Genomic DNA, 20,132 nt, shown 5'->3' on the forward strand with positions numbered 1-20,132 from the left:
ACCACTCTAATGCAGCGGCGACCCTACCAGCGACGGCCCTTGGCACGTTTGCCGCCGGTGCCGGCCACGCCGTCGGGGCCCCACGGCCCGCGATGCGCCTCGCGCAGGGCGGTCAGATGATGCTTCATGGCCACCAGCATGATGTGCGCGTCCTCCAGGCCCAGATGCCGTTCGGAGGAATCCTCGGACAGCGCGCCCTGCCGCTTGGCGTAGGCTTCCAGCGAGTTGTCGCCGTACGGGTGAGCCTCGCTGGGGGCGGCGCCCTCATCCCACCGGCGGCTCATCGGCATCGTGTCGATGATCACGATATGGCCCGACCGGTAGCTTTCCGCATACCCCTCCACATTGTGCAGGAAGAAGCGGTGTTCGAAGTTCGCGTTGTGCGCCACGAACGGCTGCTGCTCGAGACGCATCAGCAGGCCCCGCTGCGCCTCCGGCCATTCGTCGAACAGGTGCCACTGGCTGCTGGAACGCATCTTCACGTCGATGCCGGTCAGGTTGCGGATGGTTTCGTTGCCATGCCATGCGTTGGCCCGGGTGACGCCGAACCCCAGACGCGCCTGCCCGTACGCGTCCCCCGCCTGATATGAGGGCTCCACGTAGGCCATGCCCGCCGGGGCATCCTGCGGTCGGGGCGTGACCATGTTCATGTATTCGAAGCCGACGTCGATGATGTAATCGCGCAGCGGATCGGTACCGGTGGTCTCGATGTCGACGCCCATGACGGTGTCCAGTCCGCGGCCCGGCAGGTAGACGTCGCGCCAGTCCGAACCGATCGGGGATGCGGCCGCCGTCCCCGAGGCCCCGGTGGTGCCACCGGCGGCCTCCTCAAGGCCGGCGGCGACCGGCACCTGGTCGCCGGCACCGCGCTGCTCGCGGGCGCGCTTGCGACGTTCGGCGCGGCCGTTGACCAGCTCGGCGGTCCTGTCCTGGATGTCGTCGACCGCGGGGGCGCCCTCGGCGGCGTGCAGCACCGGCACGGTGACGCGTTCACGGTGTTCGGAGGTGACCGTCCACAACCCCTCGGCCACGCCGCGGTCGCGCAGCAGGTTGATCTCGTCGTTCAGGCGGCGGTTCACGTAGGCGAGCGCCCTCGGCAGCCGGTATGAGGGGATGAGCCGGTCGTAGTCGGTCATGAACACACGGTCGCAGCAGGTCAGGATCGCCTCCAGACGGTCGCGGATCATCAGGTCGCGGCGCAGCAGGTCGTGTACGTCGGAAGTCGCGCCCGCGTCGCAGTCGTACGGTGTGGCCACGCCCACGCCATGTACGAAGTCGAGCGTACGCACCCAGTTCCAGTCGATCGGACGATCGTCCGCGTCGACGTCCATCACCGCGGCCCACTGGTCGATATCGCCGTGCGCGCGCATCAGCCAGTCGCGATCGTCAGCATGTCCATACATCGCGCCCATCACAGCCTCCTCCCGAACGGTCGTACCGTTATCGTACCGGAACACGGGACGTCCGTCCCCGCCCGACCCACCGTATCCGACGGCCCGACTACAGGTCGAAACCGAGTTCCTCCGCCGCCTCGGTGGGCACCGGGTCCTCGCACCACAGATCGGCCAGGTTCTCGTCGGAGCTCAGTGAGCGGATCTCCGCCTTGTCGATGTACACCTCGCCGGACAGATGATCGGTCTCGTGCTGGAAGATGCGGGCCGGCCAGCCGTGCAGCCGCTCCTCGTGGCGTTTGCCGTCCTCGTCCTGCCAGCGGGCGATGATGTCCAGCCAGCGACGGCGCACCGCCTGGTATCCGGCGAAGCTCAGGCAGCCCTCGTAGAAGCTGCGGGTCTCGGTGCCGACCGGCTCGTAGCTGGGGTTGATGATGACGTGGAACGGCAGTTCGCCGATTTCGCGCGGATCGTCCTCGTCGCCTTCGCGCACATGGTCCTCGAGCACGGCGATGGCCATCCCGAGGCCGATCTGGGGACCGGCCAGGCCCACGCCCGGGGCTTCGAGCATCGTGACGCGCATCGCTTCGATGAGTTTGGTCAGCGTGCGCTTGGACAGCTGCCCCTCGTACGGCATGGTCTGTTGGCGCAGCACCGGCTCGCCCATCTGCACGATCGGCAGGATCCTGTCCTTGCCGCCGGTCTTGATCAGCTGTTCGACCTCGCGGTTGAGTTCGATATCGACTTTGGCATTCGCTTTGAACATCGGACTTCCTTGCGTTTACAGGGCGAGTTCGTCGGCGACGACCTGGGCCAGACGCGCGCAGACCTCGTCGGCCTGCTGCTGGGTGGCGGCCTCGGCCATCACGCGCACGAGCGGTTCGGTGCCGGAGGGACGCAGCAGCACGCGACCGGTGTCGCCGAGCAGCGCCTCCTCACGTTCGACGGCGGCCTGCACCTTGGCGTTGGTGGAGGCGGCGGCCTTGTCCACGTTCGGCACGTTGACCAGCTGCTGCGGCAGCTGCGGGAAGTCGGCGGCCAGCTCCTTGAGGCTCTTGCCGGACTTCATGACCTCATGGCACAGGGTCAGCGCGGTCAGGGTGCCATCGCCGGTGGTGGCGAATTCGCGGTTGATCACGTGACCGGACTGTTCGCCGCCGAGCGTGTAGCCGCCGCGCAGCATCTCCTCGAGCACGTAGCGGTCGCCCACATTGGTCTGCACGGTGGCGATGCCCATGTCCCTCAGGGCCAGCTTCAGACCCAGGTTGCTCATCACGGTCACGACGAGCGTGTCGTGCGCCAGCTTGCCTTCGTTCTTCTTGGCGCGGGCCAGGATGCCCATGATCTGATCGCCGTTGACCATGTTGCCGTCCTCGTCCACGGCCAAGCAGCGGTCGGCGTCGCCGTCGAAGGCCACGCCCATCATGGCGTCGGAGGCCTTGACCATGGCCTGCAGCTGCTCGGGGTGCGTGGAACCGGCGTTCTTGTTGATGTTGTAGCCGTCCGGCGAGGCGTTGATGACCACGACCTCGGCGCCGGCGCGGCGCAGCGCCTCCGGGGCCACCACGGAGGTGGCGCCGTTCGCGCAGTCGGCCACGATCTTCAGTCCCTTGAGCGGCTTGGACTGGGTCTTATCCGGTCCGATCGGGGCGATGGTGGAGACCAGATGGTCGATGTACAGGTTGGTGGCGGTCGTCGTGTCATGGCTGATGCGGCCCACGCCGGCGCCGGTCGGACGCTCCCAGTCCTGGCCGAGGACGGCTTCGATCTCCTCCTCCTTGGCGTCGGGCAGCTTGAAGCCGCCGCGCGCGAAGAACTTGATGCCATTGTCGGGCATCGGGTTATGGGAGGCGGAAATCACCGCGCCCATCTCCACGTTGAGCACACTGGTCAGGTAGGCGACGCCCGGGGTCGGGATGATGCCCGCGTCGATCACGTCGAAGCCGCCGGCGCTCATGCCGGCCGACAGCGCGGCGGCCAGGAAGTCGCCGGACACTCGCGTGTCACGGCCGATCAGCGCGCGGCGACGCCCCTCCGGACGGTCGTCCTTCGTGCCGGGATCGCCCAGCACGCGCACCGCCGCGTCGCCCAGATCGAGCGCCAGCTGCGCGGTCAGGTCACGGTTCGCCAATCCTCGTACGCCATCGGTTCCGAACATCTTGGGCATGGGATTACGCCTCTTCCTCACATCGGCGGCTGCGCGCCGCCCTCATCACAGTTACCGTGCACCATCGTACTCAACCTGCGGCCCGTGTCCCAAGCGAAGAAGCCGAGCTTGCCCCGTTTCATCGCATTTTCGGGGAAAGGGCATCCGCGGCCTCATCTCACAGAATCGCCTCTTGCATATACATACGCGCAAAGGCACCGCCGGAATCCACCAGCTCCGCAGGCGCGCCCTGTGGCATGCCCGCCCGGTACAACACGCCCGGCCTGTACGGACTCTGACACTTCGTGACCGTGACATATCTCAACAATCGTTGAAATAAAGCCGATTCTGGACTTGGATCACGGTCACGAAGTGTCAGAGTCCGCAGAGGCCGGGCGTGTTCCGCGACTGCGCGTATTAGGCACGACTGCGCGTATTAGGGGGAAAGGCGAGCGGCCCGGACAGTCATCACCGTCCGGGCCGCTCGCCTATGCGTCGGGGATACGCCTGCCGCTTACTGCAGCGCGGCGTTGTAGTCGCGCACCTTGAGGGCGCGACGGGCGATCTCCAGGTTGCCGATCACGATGCGGCGGAACGCGTTGTCCGCGTCGGCGTGGGCCTCAAGCCAGGCGTCGCCCTGCTCGACCAACTTGGCCGGGTCGGCGTACACCGGCCACAGGCCCTCGAGCAGCGCCTCGGCCATGTGGAAAGTGCGGTTCGTCCAGATCCAATCGGCCTCGGCGAAGTAACGCTCCACATACGGGTCGGCCAGTTCCGGCTTGGCGCCGGCGAAGCCGCGGGCCACCGCCTCGAGCTGCATGTTGGTCAGCTCCTCATTGCGGATGGCCTCGTTCCACGCCCACTCCTTGGCCTCGGCGGTGGCGCGGCTGGCGCGGGCGCCCATCGCGAACTCGCGGTTGGCGGTGGTGTCGCGCTTGGCAAGCTCCGCGTCGATGCCGGCCTCGGCGATCTCGTTGACGGAGGCGAGGGCCTTGATCAGCGCCCAGCGCATGTCGTTGTCGATGTCCAGACCGTCCAGGCTCACGGTGCCGTCGAGCAGGCCGCGCACGTTCGCGGCGAACTCGGCGTCGCCCTCCTCGCCATAGCCCAGGTAGGCGTTGACGAGCTGGAACTGGTTGTCGGAGCCGGCCTCGGCGGCGTTCGCCAGCGTCCACAGCTCGGCGGCCACATGGCGCAGCACGTCGTCGCGGCGGGCCGGGGCCACGTAGTGGTGCGCGGTGGTGCCCATGCAGGCGATCGCATAGCGGAACGTGGTGGACTCGGTCTCGTGCGCCAGCAGCTTCAGGGTCGCGTCGATGAACCGCTCGGCCGGCAGTTCGGCGTCACGGGTCATATCCCACAGCGCCAGCCAGATCACGGCGCGGGCCAGCGCGTCGTCGAAGCGGTACAGGTTCTCGACGGCGAACTCCAGTGAGGCGGCGTCGAAACGCAGCTTCGTGTAGGTCAGGTCGTCGTCGTTGACCATCAGGAACGACGGGCACGGCTTGCCGGCGGCCTGCTCGACCACGGTGGTCTCGCCGTCCACGTCGAGTTCAATGCGGTCGGTGCGCACCACCTTGCCGGTGGCCGGATCCTCGTTGTAGAAGCCGACGGCCAGACGATGCGGACGCAGCACCGGATGCTCGGCCGGCGCACTCTGGGTCAGGGTCAAGGAGGCGATGGTGCCGTCCTCGTTCCGATCGACGTTCGCGGCGATCGTGTTGATGCCGGCCTGCTCGAGCCACAAGGCGCTCCAGGCCTTCATGTCGCGGCCGGAGGTGGCCTCCAGCTCGTTGAGCAGGTCGTCGAGCGTGGCGTTGGCGAACGCGTGACGGGTCAGGTAGCGGTGGATGCCGTCGAAGAAGCGCTCACGGCCGACGTAGGCGACGAGCTGCTTCAACACGGAGGCGCCCTTGGCGTAGGTGATGCCGTCGAAGTTCACATACGTGTCGTTCAGGTCGTTGATCGGGGCGACGATCGGGTGCGTGGTCGGCAGCTGGTCCTGGTTCTGACCCCAGCTCTTCTCGCCGGAGCAGAACGTGGCCCAGGCGTCATGCCATTCGGTGGCCTCGGCGGTGGCGAGCGTGGAGGTGAACTCGGCGAAGGACTCGTTGAGCCACAGGTCGTTCCACCACTTCATCGTCACGTAGTCGCCGAACCACATGTGGGCCAGCTCGTGCAGCACGGTCACCACGCGGCGCTCGGCCAGGGCGTCGGTGACCTTGGAGTCGAACACGTACTGGTCGCGGATCGTGACCAGGCCGATGTTCTCCATCGCGCCCGCGTTGTATTCGGGCACGTAGATCTGGTCGTACTTGGCGTACGGGTACGGGATGCCCCAGGTCTTGGCGTAGAACGCGAAGCCCTTCTTGGTGATGTCGAACAGGTAGTCCACATCCTTGGCGAAGGCCTCGGCCAGGGACTGGCGGCAGAACTGGCCCATCGGCACGATGCGGCCGTCCTCGTTCTCGTACTCGGTGTGCCACTGCGCGTACGGGCCGGCGCAGATCGCGGTCAGGTAGGAGCTCATTGTCACGGTCGGCTCGAACACCCAGCGCTTGACGCGCTCGGCCGGACGGTCGCCCAGCGTGCCGTCCAGGGTCATGCCGTCCACGGACTCCACCGTGTGCGCCGGCTGGTTCGACAGCACAATCCAGCTTTCCGGGGCGGTCACGTCGAAGTCGAACACGGCCTTCAGGTCGGGCTGGTCGAACACGGCGTAGACGCGGCGGGCGTCCGGCACCTCGAACTGGGAGTACAGGTACACGTTGCCGTCGGCGGGGTCCACGCTGCGGTGCAGGCCTTCGCCGGTGTTGGAGTACTGGCAGGTGGCCTTGACGACGACCTCGTTGTGATCCTTGAGGTTGTTCAGTTCGATGCGGCTGTCGATGAACACGGCGGCGGGGTCGAGGCTTTCGCCGTTCAGCACGACCTCGCTCACCTCGTCGGCGATCAGGTCAAGGAACGTCGAGGAACCCGGCTGTGCGTCGAACGTGACCTTGGTGGCCGAACCGAAGTTCTTGGCACCGACGGTCAGATCAAGCGAAACCCAGTAGTGGATGGGCGCCGAGACGACGGCCTTGCGCTCCCCGGCTTCGATCCGGGTGAGATTTGCTCCTGGCATTGTGTACCTTTCTGGCTTGCTGGGGTGATGGCATCCGCCGTGCGGCGGACGCCGGACATGGAAGCCCGCGACGGCCTTGTGAACCGGCGCGGGCGGTGGTTTGGTTATTGCTTGTTGGAATCCTCAACGGCGGCGATGTCGGCTACGACGGGCACGATCATCGGCTTGCGGTGCAGCTGCCGGGCGACCCATCCGCCGAGCGTGCGGCGCATGATCTGCTGCAGCTTGTAGGTGTCGCGGGTGCCGTGGATCATCGCGTCCTCGAGCTGGTCGACGATCTGGTGGCGCACCTTGTCGAACTCGCTCTCGTCCTCGGCCACGGCGTTCAGGAAGATCTTCGGGCCGGTCACGACCTCGCTGGCCTCGGTGTCGACGACCACGAAGCTGGAGACGAAGCCTTCGGTGCCGAGGATGCGGCGCTTCTCGAGCACGTCGTCGGTCAGCTCGCCGACCGAGTCGCCGTCCACATACACGTAGCCGCACGGCACCGAGCCGACGATGGCGGCCTTGCCGTGGTAGAGGTCCACCACGTCGCCGTCCTGGGCGAGCACCACGCCGTTCGGGTCCACACCCGTCTTGACGGCGATCAGGCCGTTGGCGATCAGGTGGCGGTTCTCGCCGTGGATCGGCATCGCGCACTTCGGCTTGACGATGTTGTACAGATACAGCAGCTCGCCCTCGTTGCAGTGTCCGGAGACGTGGACGGCCGCGTTCTCCTTGTTGATGACGCGGGCGCCCATCTGCACGAGCTTGTTGATGACCTTGTAGACCCCGTGCTCGTTGCCGGGAATCAGGGAGCTGGCCAGGATCACCGTATCGAACTCGTTAATCGTGATGTCACGGTGGTTGCCGTCGGCGATGCGGCCGAGCGCGGCCATCGGCTCGCCCTGCGAACCGGTGCACATGTAGACCAGATGGCGGTCATCCACGTCGGCGGCCTGCTTCAGGTCGATGACGGTGCCTTCGGGGATGTGCAGATAGCCGAGTTCGGCGGCGATGGACATGTTGCGCACCATCGACCGGCCGACGAAGACGACCTTGCGGCCATACTTGTGCGCGGCGTCCACGACCTGCTGCACGCGGTGCACGTGACTGGAGAAGCTGGCGACGATGATCTTGCGGGTCGCTTCGGCAAAGACGCGGTCGAGCGCCGGGCCGATGGTGGTCTCGGGCTTGACGAAGCCGGGCACCTCGGCGTTGGTGGAATCGGCCATCAGCAGGTCCACGCCCTGCTCGCCGAGCTTGCCGAACTCCACCAGGTCGGTGATCTTGTGGTCCAGCGGCAGCTGGTCCAGCTTGATGTCGCCGGTGTCGATCAGGCTGCCGGCCGGGGTCTTGACGAACACGGCCAGGGCGTCCGGGATGGAATGCGTGACGGTCACGAATTCCAGGTTGAACGGGCCGACCTTGAGCTTGTCGCGCCCCTCGACCACGGTCATGACCGGGTTGATGCGGTGCTCCTTGCACTTGGCCTCCACGAAGGCCAGGGTGAGCTTGGAGCCGATCAGCGGGATGTCCGGACGCAGCTTGAGCAGATAGGGCACGCCGCCGATGTGGTCCTCGTGGCCGTGCGTGAGCACCAGCGCCTCGACCTTGTCGAGACGATCCTTGATGTAGTGGAAGTCGGGCAGGATCAGGTCGACGCCCGGCTGCTCCTCTTCGGGGAACAGCACGCCGCAGTCGATGAGCAGGATGTGCCCGTTGTATTCGACCACGTTCATGTTGCGGCCGATCTCACCCAGACCGCCGAGCGGTACGATGCGCATCGTACCCCTGCGGTACTTCGGCGGCGGGATCAGGCCGCCGTCATGCTCGCCGTCGCGCTTGCCGCCCTGACGATTGCGGGCGGGCGAGGATTTGCGGGACGCGGTACCGGAATCGGCCTTCTTGCCCTGGTCGTTGCCGGCGGCGGACTTGCCTGACGCGCCGCGCTTGGAAGCGTTGGCCGCGGGCTGTTTGCCCGTGGCCTCGGCGATGATCTCGTCCATGATGGCCTCGACGGCCGGGTCCGCTCCGTTGGTGCGGGTGCGGGAGGCCTTGCCTTCACGGGGTTGCGCGGCGTCAAGCGCCGCGAGTTCTTCTTCTAATGCCATTGGTTCTTTTCTATCTTGGTGTTCCCGCCTCTACGGGAACAAGGTCTTGGTCACTGCGCCGGACACAGTGCGCCCGCCAGTTCGTTTCCACGCTGGCGGGCCGAACTCGATCCGGCGGCGCGATGCCGCGTCCGGGGCTCCGAACCGTTCAGAGCAGCCCGGAGGCGCGCATGCCGGCCTCGGCGCGGGCGATCTCATCCGCCCCCGGGCCGACGTTCGGCAGACGCATGCTGGTGTCGTCCAACAGGCCGCGCACGTTCAGTGCGGCCTTGGCCATGACGGCCTGGAATCCGTTGCCGTTGAGTGCCTCGACCAGCGGTGCGAGCTGCACGGCCAGACGCTGCGCCTGGTGGATGTCACCGTGATCGAATGCGGTGGCAAGGTCGCGCATCGGGCCGGCCGCGGCGTGCGCGATCACGGAGATGATGCCGACCGCTCCCACCGACAGGAACGGCAGGAACAGGCCGTCGTCGCCGGAATACCAATCGAGGCCGGTTTCCATGCGCTTGCGCACCGCACCGGCGATGTCTCCGGTGGCGTCCTTGACGGCGGTGACGTGGTCGAGCTCCGCGAGACGACGGTAGGTGTCCAGCTGGATGCGCACGCCGGTGCGACCGGGCACGTCGTAGACGATGATCGGCTTGTCGGCGGAGGCGTTGACCGCCTGGTAATGCTGGAAAATGCCCTCCTGCGAGGGACGCGAGTAGTAGGGGGCCACGACGAGCACCGCGTCCACGCCGGCCTCCTGGGTCTGTTCGGCCATGCGCACGGAGTGTGCGGTGTCGTTCGAGCCGGCGCCGGAGATCACCGGCACGTCGACGACCTCCTTGACGGCCCGGACCAGATCGACCTTCTCATCCATATGGGTGACCGGGGATTCGCCGGTCGTGCCATTGACCAGAATGCCGTCGGCACCATCCGCGACCAGCTGTTTGGCCACGCGCTGCGCGGCGTCGAAATCGATAGTTCCGTCGGCCCTCATCGGCGTGATCATCGCCGGGATGATGCGCCCGAACGGGGCAGAGTCAAGAAGATGCATGGTACCGTCACTCATAGTGTCCACGGTACTTCGCGGGCGGGACGCATGGCCCCGCCCGTCCGGTATCCGCGACGGCGTTGATTTTACAGGTCCAGGAAGTTGTCGAGTCCCACGGTCAGGCCCTCGCGTCCGCCTTCGGCCAGCTTGCGCACGGCCAGCAGCACGCCGGGCATGAAGGAGATGCGATCGAAGCTATCGGCGCGGATGGTCAGCTGTTCGCCGGCGTTGCCCATCAGCACCTCCTCATGGGCGTTCAGGCCACGCAGACGCACCGCATGCACGTGGATGCCGTCGATCACCTGCCCGCGGGAGCCGCCATCGGTTTCGGTGTGGTCCGGCACCGGCGCTAGGCCGGCCGCCTGACGGGCCGCCGCAATGCCCTGCGCCGTGTGGATGGCGGTGCCGGACGGGGCGTCGACCTTGTTCGGATGATGCAGCTCCACCACTTCGGCCGACTCGAAGTACGGGGCGGCAAGCTTAGCGAAGTGATCGGCGAGCACCGCGGAGATGGCGAAATTCGGCGCGATGAACACGGCCTGATCGGCGCGCGGCGCCGCGGCCAACGCCTCGCGCACCTGCGCCAGACGCTCCTCGGTCCAACCGGTGGTGCCGACCACCACGTCCACGCCCTGGCCGATCAGCGTCAGCACGTTGTCCAGCGTGACGGACGGCACGGTGAACTCCACCACCACGTCGGTGTTCTCCGGCGTGATGGCGTGCAGGTCGTCACCCGCGTCCAGCGCGAGCGCCAGCTCCATATCCGGCGCGCCGTTGACCGCGTCCACCACATGCGAACCCATGCGCCCCTTGGCGCCGACGACGGAAACCTTGGTCATTGTTGCCTCCTTGGCCGTTTCATTGACGGTCGTTGCCGGTCTCGCCGATAATCTCACCGATAATCGCCGCGACCGTGTCTTGCCATTGCTGTGCTGCCTCGAGCCTATCGCGCGCCGCGAACACTTCATCGCGGCGCGCGAAACGCCCCGCGGCCTCCCGCTAGTCGTTCCGACGACATCCCGCGGCTTCCCGCTAGTCGTTGTCCGACTGGTCGGGCACGCCCAGACGCAACGCGTCGAGGATTTGGGCTTCTGTCTTCATCTCCGCACGTACCTCGCGCAGCTTCTCGTCCGGCTCGCTCACGTAGTACAGCGCCGCGTCGATCGTGTCCAACGGAACACCCTCGACCGCCGACAGCAGCAGCCGGTAGCAGTCCAACTGCACCAGCTTGTGCGCCACATCCTCACGGCTGCGCGGCCGCCGCCCGGTTTTCCAGTCGACGATGGTGTACCGTTTGCTCTTATCCCCGGCGTCGAGCCCGCCGGCGAACACCGCGTCAAGCTTGCCGTTCACGATTCTGCCGTCCAGTTGCGGGATGGCGACGACGATCTGCCGTTCGGCCCATACGGGCTCGCGCGACGCCCATCGCGATTCGGCCAGCCGGCGCTCCCAGACCAGCAACGCATCCGGATGTCCGTCGCTGCGGGACTCCTCCGTCTCAAGTTCCCTGAGCAGTGCACGGCGTGATGCCGGCGTGTCCGCGTCCGGCGGCGCACCGTCCGCCACGGCGTTGACGAAACGCTCCGCCCAGGCATGGAACCGTGTACCGGCCTCGGCCGCCGGCGAGGCCACATTGGGGATGGGCCTGACGATGCCGCGCCAGTAGGCGCGTTCCTCACGGTCCGTCATCCCCCCGGCGGCGGCCTGCAATGCGGTGACGCTCTGCCGTCCCGCGGCCAACAGCCGTCTGCCGCGCTCCCGGACGTTCCGGTCCAGTTCGTCGCCGGTCAGTTGGCCGGTCATCAGGTCCTCATCCTCGGTCAGCTGCCGCGCTCGCCGCCGCAGCGGCCCTTCGGCCCCCTCGTTCCCGTCCAAGGCCTTCTCGTCCAAGGTTGCGACCGAACCACGTGACCCGTGCATGGTTGCCATCCGTTCATGCACGGCGAGCGCCCCGTCGTGCAGCCGTTGGGCGGTGTTGGCGCTCAACGAGCCCGGCCACGGCAGAGCGACGGTCTCATCGGACTGCTCAATCGGGCTGGCCCAGGCCTCGCCGATCACGGCGTCCTCGTATACGCGAGCATGGGCGCCGGCGAAGAATCCTTCGGGCAGGGGCGGCATCGTGTCGTCGTCGGCGTCGAGCACGACGGTCGGCTGGTGCACGGCGTCGGGCCGCGTATGCAGGGCGTCATACAGCTCCTGCCAGAACACCGAGGCCTTCTTCGATTGGCTTCCGTCGGGAACGTTCCGCGGGTCACGGCCCCGATCCCGGTATGTACAGTATGACAGCATGGCGTCATGCCGCGCCCGTGTCAACGCCACGTAGGCCAATCGCCGTTCGTCGGCGTGCAGACGACGCCCGTACTCATGCTGCTGGGTGAGATACCAGCCGTCCGGGTTCGAGTCCTCCACACCATCGCCGACTTCACGCAACGAGCCGAACACCTCGTCGTCGATCTGGACCACGTCCTCCAGGCGTGCGAGCGCCTCCACCGGGTCCTCCCCCGGTTCGCTCTCGTGGGGGAAGCGGGGCAGGATATCCGCATCGACGCGTATCGGGGCCGGCACGCTTGTCGCATCGGTCAGCCAGATCTTCGAGTTGGTCTCCCGATATTCCGGCGGCGTCCACACGCCATCGACCAGCCCGCCGGCATGGGCCTCATCCAGCTCGATGTGCAGCCCGTTCTTGCTGTTATCCGGCATGATGCCCGACGCGAGATCGACGACGGCCACGGCATCCCATTCCAATCCCTTGGATTGGTGGATGGTCATCAGTTCCACATCGGCCTGTTCGTCATGCATCGAGGCCGCCTCGTCCTCGATGGCGCCCAGCTCGTCCAGCCAGGCCAGGAAGCCGCGCAGCGTCGGCGTACGGCCGTCTCCGAGCTCCTGGATGTAGGTGTCGGCCAGATCGGTCAACGTGTTCATCGGCATTCTGGCCACGGTGGGGTTCGCCGCCTGCTCGCCGCCCTGCATGGCCTGGGCCACGACCGTGTCGATGTCGAGGTCCAGGGCGCGCACCGCGGCACGGATCACCCCGGCCAACGGATGGCCCACCATCGCCTGCACCGCGCGCAGTACCGCCCCGGCGTGCAACACCCCTGCCTTGCCGCGCTCGTCGAAGCCTCCTTCGCGTTCGAGCAGCTGTTCCAGATCGTCGCGCTGCAGCACATCGCCGAGGAACACCACATTGGCCACCTGGTCGCGATGCTCCCTCACGGCCGCGTTGCGTTCCTCCGGCGGACAGTCGCCGCTCACCACGCCGGCCTCGACCAACGTGCGGAATCGCATCCGCGAGTTCTCCCGTTCGGCGAGCGCCGCCAGGCGGGTCAGGGTCTCGCCCGACAGGTGGAATCTGGGCGTGGCCAGCAGACGCATCAGGTGCTCCGCGTCGTCATGCTGCACGATGACATGCAGCAACGCCAGCACGTCGCGGATCTCCGGACGTTCCAGCACCGCCGAGTATCCGACGACGAACGTCGTCATCCCCGCCTGTTCCAGCGCCTGCTGGTATTCGGCCATGGTGCTCTTGGAACGGAACAGCACGGCCACGGTGCCGCGGTGCTCCACATTGCCGTCCTTCATGACGGTGTGGCGGCGGATGGTCTCACGGCAGAAGCGCACGACGCCGTCAATCTGCTGCCCCAGTGTCCCGTAGCCGATCACACCGATGGTGCCCTGATCGGCCTCGGGGATGTTCGCCAGCGCGGGCACATCGACCTCACGCAGCGCGGCGCTGCTCGGGCGGCGTGGCATGGTGCGCAGCGGCAGCGTCAGATCGTTCGCCGCTTCAAGCACGATCCTCGAGTTGCGCCGGGTCGTGCTCAGCGCATACGGCACAGTGCCGGCAGGCATGCCGAAATCCCGTTCGAACATGCGGAAGGCACCCGGACTGGCGCCGCGCCAGGCGTAGATCGACTGGAACGGATCGCCCACGGCGCTGACCGCGCTGCTTGATTCCCCGTCCGAAGGGTGGAACAGGGCGGACAACAGCATGGCCTGCGTGGTGGAGGTGTCCTGGTATTCGTCCAGCAGGATGTGGGAGAACCGTTCCCGATATCGGCGACCGATGGAGGGGAACCGGCTGACCAGCTGATAGGCCGCGATGGTGAAATCGCCGAACTCCGCCATGTGGCGACGCCGCTTCTCCGCATTGTATTCCTCGACCAAATCCAGCAACATATCGCGCCGTTCGGCGGTTTGAGCGAGTTGGTTGCACCGGTACACGCAGTTGCCCTGGATGTTGGCCTGATATTCCTCGTATGCGGCCTGCCATTGCTCCTCGCTGTACTTCTTGTAGCGCTTTGGAGGTTTTTTCGTAAACAAGGAATCCGGTACCGGCTCATCGCCCAGAGCGGCACGCACCCGTTTGGAAAACACACCATCCCAACGACGTATCTCGGCGATGGCTTCGGCGTACCCGGGGCACTTGGGGCCGATCATCGCACTGGCGATGGCGTTGGACAGACCCCGCACATCCCGTGCCAGTTTGGAGATCCCGTCAGTCTCCCCCTGAGCCGCCAATTCGTCCAGATGCCGTTCCACCACGTCGGCCGCCAGCTGCAGGGCACCGGCGTCGCTCAATGGCTGCGTGTCCCCATCGAATCCGACCAGCAGGCCGTATTGGCGGACGATGGTCTGGAAGAACGCATCATACGTGGAGATCGTCGGTTTGAGGAACATCCGGTCGGCATCTCCCTCAGCCCCCGACTGATCGGTCACCGCGGCGGAGACGCGTTCCAGCAGCTCGCCCGCCGCCTTGCGGGTGAAGGTCAGGCCCAGGATGCGCTCCGGGGACACCCAGTTGCCGATCAGGGTGACGATGCGACGGGTCATCGTGTAGGTCTTGCCGGATCCTGCGCCGGCCACGACCAGGATGTCGTCATCATTCGGGGCGTTGATGACCCGCGCCTGTTCCGGGCTGTCGATGAACGTGCTCATGATGCTTGCCTCGTTTCGTATACGGTGTTGAGCTGGCCGGCGCAGGCGGGGCAGCTGAGGGTCATGCGGCAATTCTCCATATGGTCGGATGTGGGATGGGCAAGCAGCCGGTACGACCGGCTGGCCGCGGCCGCGTAGAACACCCGCGACACCATGTTCAGCGCCCACAACGTCTGGGTGCCACGCAACCGCATGAGCTGGTCCCATACCGCAGGGCGTACACCCTCGGGCGGGGTTTCGTGCAGCTCGGGGATATCCAGCTTTATGGGATTCGGATAATGGTTTCGCTTGACATACGGTTCCGTGGTCCACCCCCCGTTACACAGCAATGCCGGCTGGTGGAGGCCCTCCACCTCATAGCTCTTAGCCGGACCATCGTGCTCCTTGACGAAGAACAGTCCGCTTTGCGCGATGTACGGCATCCGCTGGGACGGTCCGGTGCAGCCCCGATCCTCGGGGAACGCCAGACCGAGCTGATAGCAGACCAGCTGCAGATTGTTGAAGTTCCATGCGACGGAGTGCGTATTCCCCGTTTTGTAATCGATGAGCCGCACTGCTTCGCGCCCGTCCTTAAGCCGGCGATGTTCGAGCCGGTCGATTCTGCCGGATAGCCGGATCGTCAAATCGTCCCGCATGCCTTCGGGCCACCCGCCGACCATCATGCCCATCACGGCCAGCAGCTCGTCACGCGTCATCGGTTCGATGCCCAGTATGGCGTTATAGGCGGCCAGGATGTCGTCGGCGTTGAACCGGGCGGCGAAACCGACTTCGCATTCCACGCGCTCCAACTCGCCGATGGAAAAGTGTTTGGCGTTGCTGAACGGATACGCGCTGTCGCACCCGTTGACGAAATACCAGGCGATATGGGTGAGCATGCCTTCGGCCGACTGGTCGAGCGTCATCGCCGTATAGCGGTCCGTCGGGGATTCGATGGCCTGCGGATCGCCACGCAGCGAACGGTAGATCGCCATCAGATGTTCCGTGACCGCCGTGATGCGCGTCTCAGCGCTCTCCCCTGGCACGCCCCCCGGCATGTCGAGGTGTTCCTCGCTGCCACGTTGCGCCACCTCGTGGATGAGGCTGCCGAAGCCGGCGTGCATACCGCTCGACTGAGGTCCTGAACACTGCTTTTCCAACAGCCAGCAGACAGGACACCCCCAGAGGTCATCAACAGAGGATGGCGACAATGCCACGACCGGAGACTGTTCATCCGCCGATGCGGAACGCACCCGCATATCCGCATCCGGGGTACCGGTCCCCGTGTCGCTGCGATTGCCTTGAGCGTCTGCAGCGTCTTGATCGTTGCCATCGTTGCGACTTGAGATGTCGGTGAAGAACCAGTTCGTGGGATCGGCCGATTCCACCCCATGGTCCGCCAACAACGCGAGCGCCGCAGCGGCGTCACGGCCTTCGGTTGAATCGGCGCCGCGGCAGGCCAGGGCGATGCGTGCGGCGGTCACCAGCCCGCGAGGGTCGGCGTCAAGTCCCAGTCGGGAGTCTGCGCTATCGCCATCATCCGTCGCTGCGTTGCCGGGGTGAGCGAACACCACGTCGTCACGCTTGCGGGTGAAGCGTTCCGGCAGATACCCGTACAGGAAGTCCGATGGCGCGAGATCCTCGTTCCATGTCGCGCTGATGGACAGCGTCTCGTCGGCGCGCGTCACCGCCACGAGCAGATTCTTCTTCTCGCTGGACAGCACGGCCGCCAGGCGGGGGTCGTATCCCGCCGGCGCGGAGCCACCCACCTGCCCGTGCAGCATGAGGTCCGCCAGATCCTCGCCGCCGAACAGCGTGCCGCGTTCCGCGAGATTCGGCCAGACATCCTGCTGGACCGCGGGCAGCCACACATACCGCCAATGGTTTCCGGCCGCACCGGCCGGGGTGGTCAGCGTCACGGCCTGTTCGACCGGTCCGACGTGCGCCAGCGAATCCGCTTCGATCTGCATCGAACGGACCTGATCCATGAACGAGACGATGTCCTCGCCCGCCATGCCATTCGAGGCGAGCTGAAACAGCCGCATCGCAGCGTCAAGCCGGTCGTTGGCCGCGCGCCCCTCCGCATCGTTCCGCAATGCGGCGCGCTGCCAGACACGAGCCACACCGGTTTCATCCCAGGCCAACGCCAAGGTGTATTGGGCCTCATGGCTGGCCAACCTGTCGATGCCGCCCGCCACACGACCGACCATGTCCCAGAGCCTTTGGAATGCGACGCACTGCGGGTCACGCCCCAGAATCGCGCCAAGGGACTCCAGTACGGGTGCCGCGGGGGCTTCGGGCGAATCGAACGCCAACATCAGATACATCGCCCGCTGCCCAAAGGGAAGATCATCCTCTGCGGACGTGCCCGTCAGCACGGTATCGTCCACCAATACCTCGGTCGCGCCCTGCGCGCCCCGGCGGCGTTCGTTCACCGCGTCACGGTAATGCTCCCATCGGTCGATGAGCTGGGCGAGATGCCGACCATCGCTCTCGTCCGCGCCATTCCCTTCGCGTGCGCCCTCACGCCCATCGCCGTTGCCATCGGGGGCGTGCGAGCCCTCCCGGATGACCGCGGTCAATGATTCGAGCGCGCCCATTGCGGATTCCACCGGTTCCAATCGTGCAGGCCTGCCCTCTCCTGCCTGCGCTCCCGCGGTGATCAACGGGCAGGACATCAACGTATTCACCCGCGCCCGGACGTAGGCGGCCAGCGATTCCCAAGGCAGATCCACGGCATCGATGCCGCGACGGCGTAGCAGGGCAAGCTCGATCAGACTGAACAATCCCTGAACGAACGGCTCCTCCCTTAACGGGCGGGTCACCGACGAATACCGGACCGGCACCCCGTCCCGGCGCAGCCGTTCGCCGAACGCGCGCACCGTGGCGTTGTCATGGGCGATAATCGCCATGTCATTCCATGCGACATGCTCATCCAGATGCCGGCGCTTCATGCGCCACACCACATCATCCATCTCCTCGCGAGGCGATTGGTACAACGCCGTGCACACCGTGCCATCACCAGGCACGGAATCTCCGGACTGTCCCGGCAAGCCCTCCAGCCTTCGGATGGGCAGACACCCCGGATACTGCGGCAGCTTGCCGGGACGCTGAGCGATCGGCATATCGTCCGGCTCCGGAGACGGAATCGACAGCGAGACGCGCGCCGCCACCACATCCCGATAGGCCGGAGCGCCGGACTCCCCCGTACCAGCCGCTGGCATGCGCAACAACATCGCATGCAACGGCCCACGCACCGCGCGGCCCATCAGATACTCCGGGTAGGAGCCTCGGAACGTCTGCACGGCCTCGTCCGGATTCCCGACCAGCACCAGCCGCACGCCGACAGACGCCAGCGCCTCGAGGAACCGCAACCCAGCCAGCGTGGCGTCGTGGAAGTCATCCACCACCAGCACCGAAGGCACGGTCTGCGCCTGCAGCCGCACCTCCCCGTCCCGCACGCGGTTGAGTACCGCAGCCGCCTCAACCAGCAGACGCGAGGCATCCAGACGGTATTCCCCCGGATACGCGCGTTCGATGGCCTGCACATACTCGCGCCGCAAGGCGAACGCCAACCGCCACTGCACCCTGATACGGTCGGCGTTCCGCCCGGCACCGCCCAGTCCCGCCAGATACTCGTCTTCATGGGCGAACGATGCGCCCAACTCGTTGATGCGGGCCAGCATATCCCGCAATTGGTCAACGAATGATGACGACACCCCGCGCTCGAACATGGCGGCCGTGGTCGCATCATCCGTCTGCTCCTGTGCGGGTGCCACAGCTTCGGACCAGTGGTCGTCAGCGAAATACTCCCGCAGCAGCAGGCAGGTATCGCACAGATCCCCGGTGGCGGCATGACCGAGATGCTGTGCCATCACCCGACGCAGCAGGGCATCCTGCTCGGCGCCGTTCAACAGGCGGGGCGCAGGCAGGTCATCATACCGACGGGCATCGGCGATGACCGCGAAGGCCAGCGCGGACAGCGTCGTCACCGGACGGGCCCTCATCGATGCACCGATGCGGCGAATCGCGAGATTGCCCAGCCTGTCCGCCGCCACGCGTCCGGACACCGTCATCATGGCACCGATGCCATGACCGCCTTCCAGCACCCGCATCATCGTCTCGAACGCGAACTCCGTCTTGCCGCACCGCGGAGGCCCCACCACCAGCAGCGCGGTGGGTTCGCCGTCCCCAATCAGCGCGTCGAACGCCTGCCATAGTTCCTGTGTCCCAGTCATGGCTCAAGCCTAACCACGCTCGACGCGGAACGGTAGATATCTACCGTTCATACCCACCGTCAGCGTGTTGCCATGCCGCAGCGGCACGCCCATCGGCATTCCGGCGGCATTCCGTCTGATGTCCCAACGCGCCGGACCACGCGGACTACGGCTCCATCGCCTCCCACACCACGCCGGACAATTCACGGATCCCGGCCTGCGCCGTCTCCGAATCGGGGACATCCTCGGTCAGCACCGTCAACACATAATCGCCTTCGGTGGCGGTGCCGTCGATCGCGGCGGAGGTGTCGGCGGACGCGAACACGATCGCCGCATCGTTCTCCACGCCGTCGATCTCGCCGGTTTTGTTGGCCGTCACCGTCCCTTCGGGCACGCCGCCGGGAATCTTGGTCACTCTGGTCTGTGTCAGCAGCAGGTCGAGCATGCTTCTGCTCGCGTCTTCGCTGACCAGTTCCCCGCGATACACGGCGGCCATGAACCGGCCGCAGTCCTCGGCGCTGGTCCGTTTCCGCGACGGGTCGCCGCTGATATCGCCGAGGTACTGGGTGATGAACGAGTCCTGGAACCCGTAGCGTTTCGCGGTATCGTTGACGATCGCGAAACCGGTGTCGCCGTCACCTCCGCCGATGATGTCCACCAGCGTGTTCGTGGCTTCATTGGAGCTGACGGTGATCATCTGCCGCAGCAGTTCGTCGATGGTCTCGTCCTCGGCGAGTGCCCCGTCATGAATCCGCTGATAGACGGCCAGCATGACATACAGCTTGATCGCCGACGCCGAATAGCCCTGATGGTTGTTAATCGTCAACGATGCGCCGGTGGCCAGATCCTGGCAGTACACCTGCCAGTTGCCCGAATACCCGGCGATCAGCGTCTCCAATTCGTCACGCAGCGCATCCATCCGGAGCTGTACGAGTCGACCGGCGTCCGGATCCGGTACCGCTTGCCGCTGCATGGCATCATGTTCTGGCGTGGCATCGGCCTCTTCCGCAGCGACCGGCCGCTCCGGCACCCCGCTGTCGCTCGGCATGCCACGCCATGCCATCACACCGATGCCGCCTGCGGCGACCAACGCCACAGCCACGGCAGCCGCCACGATGGCGACCGTTGTCCCCCGCACGCGCGCCGATGCGTGCTTCGCCGCACCGGTCCGGGAGGAACCGGCCCCGGCAGTCCGGTCGCCGTCCGAATCC

General features: G+C 66.2%; 10 protein-coding genes. All 10 read right to left on the reverse strand.

Going from position 1 to position 20,132, the window contains the following annotated elements; all coding sequences use genetic code 11:
• Positions 1-23: 23 nt before the first annotated feature.
• On the reverse strand, positions 24-1,403 hold the full coding sequence (locus OU11_RS04975) for a PolC-type DNA polymerase III domain-containing protein (protein WP_033515009.1): 1,380 nt from the start codon (positions 1,401-1,403) through the stop codon (positions 24-26).
• A 97-nt stretch (positions 1,404-1,500) separates the two neighbouring features.
• Positions 1,501-2,157, reverse strand: a complete 657-nt coding sequence (locus tag OU11_RS04980; RefSeq protein WP_033514866.1) for a peptide deformylase — start codon at positions 2,155-2,157, stop codon at positions 1,501-1,503.
• Positions 2,158-2,172: 15 nt separating this feature from the next.
• The gene (gene glmM, locus OU11_RS04985) at positions 2,173-3,558 is read right to left on the reverse strand and encodes a phosphoglucosamine mutase (protein WP_033514868.1); all 1,386 of its coding nucleotides are present in this window, start codon (positions 3,556-3,558) and stop codon (positions 2,173-2,175) included.
• 493 nt (positions 3,559-4,051) lie between these two features.
• Positions 4,052-6,661: an aminopeptidase N gene (pepN, locus tag OU11_RS04990; protein WP_033514870.1), complete on the reverse strand. Its 2,610-nt coding sequence runs from the start codon at positions 6,659-6,661 to the stop codon at positions 4,052-4,054.
• A 104-nt stretch (positions 6,662-6,765) separates the two neighbouring features.
• Complete coding sequence (locus OU11_RS04995; RefSeq protein ID WP_052122687.1) at positions 6,766-8,649, reverse strand: ribonuclease J; 1,884 nt, start codon at positions 8,647-8,649, stop codon at positions 6,766-6,768.
• A gap of 253 nt (positions 8,650-8,902) precedes the next feature.
• On the reverse strand, positions 8,903-9,808 hold the full coding sequence (gene dapA, locus OU11_RS05000; RefSeq protein WP_033514872.1) for a 4-hydroxy-tetrahydrodipicolinate synthase: 906 nt from the start codon (positions 9,806-9,808) through the stop codon (positions 8,903-8,905).
• Positions 9,809-9,876: 68 nt separating this feature from the next.
• Positions 9,877-10,629, reverse strand: coding sequence for a 4-hydroxy-tetrahydrodipicolinate reductase (gene dapB, locus OU11_RS05005; protein WP_033514874.1), 753 nt, complete (start codon positions 10,627-10,629; stop codon positions 9,877-9,879).
• A gap of 193 nt (positions 10,630-10,822) precedes the next feature.
• The gene (locus OU11_RS05010; protein WP_033514876.1) at positions 10,823-14,728 is read right to left on the reverse strand and encodes an ATP-dependent DNA helicase; all 3,906 of its coding nucleotides are present in this window, start codon (positions 14,726-14,728) and stop codon (positions 10,823-10,825) included.
• Complete coding sequence (locus tag OU11_RS05015; RefSeq protein ID WP_033514878.1) at positions 14,725-18,942, reverse strand: PD-(D/E)XK nuclease family protein; 4,218 nt, start codon at positions 18,940-18,942, stop codon at positions 14,725-14,727. The genes OU11_RS05010 and OU11_RS05015 overlap by 4 nt, the downstream gene beginning before the upstream one ends.
• A gap of 145 nt (positions 18,943-19,087) precedes the next feature.
• The gene (locus tag OU11_RS05020) at positions 19,088-20,059 is read right to left on the reverse strand and encodes a serine hydrolase (RefSeq protein ID WP_241469800.1); all 972 of its coding nucleotides are present in this window, start codon (positions 20,057-20,059) and stop codon (positions 19,088-19,090) included.
• Between the last annotated feature and the right edge of the window lie 73 nt (positions 20,060-20,132).

Origin of the sequence: Bifidobacterium pullorum DSM 20433 (assembly GCF_000771405.1) — a bacterium.
Lineage (GTDB): Bacteria > Actinomycetota > Actinomycetes > Actinomycetales > Bifidobacteriaceae > Bifidobacterium > Bifidobacterium pullorum.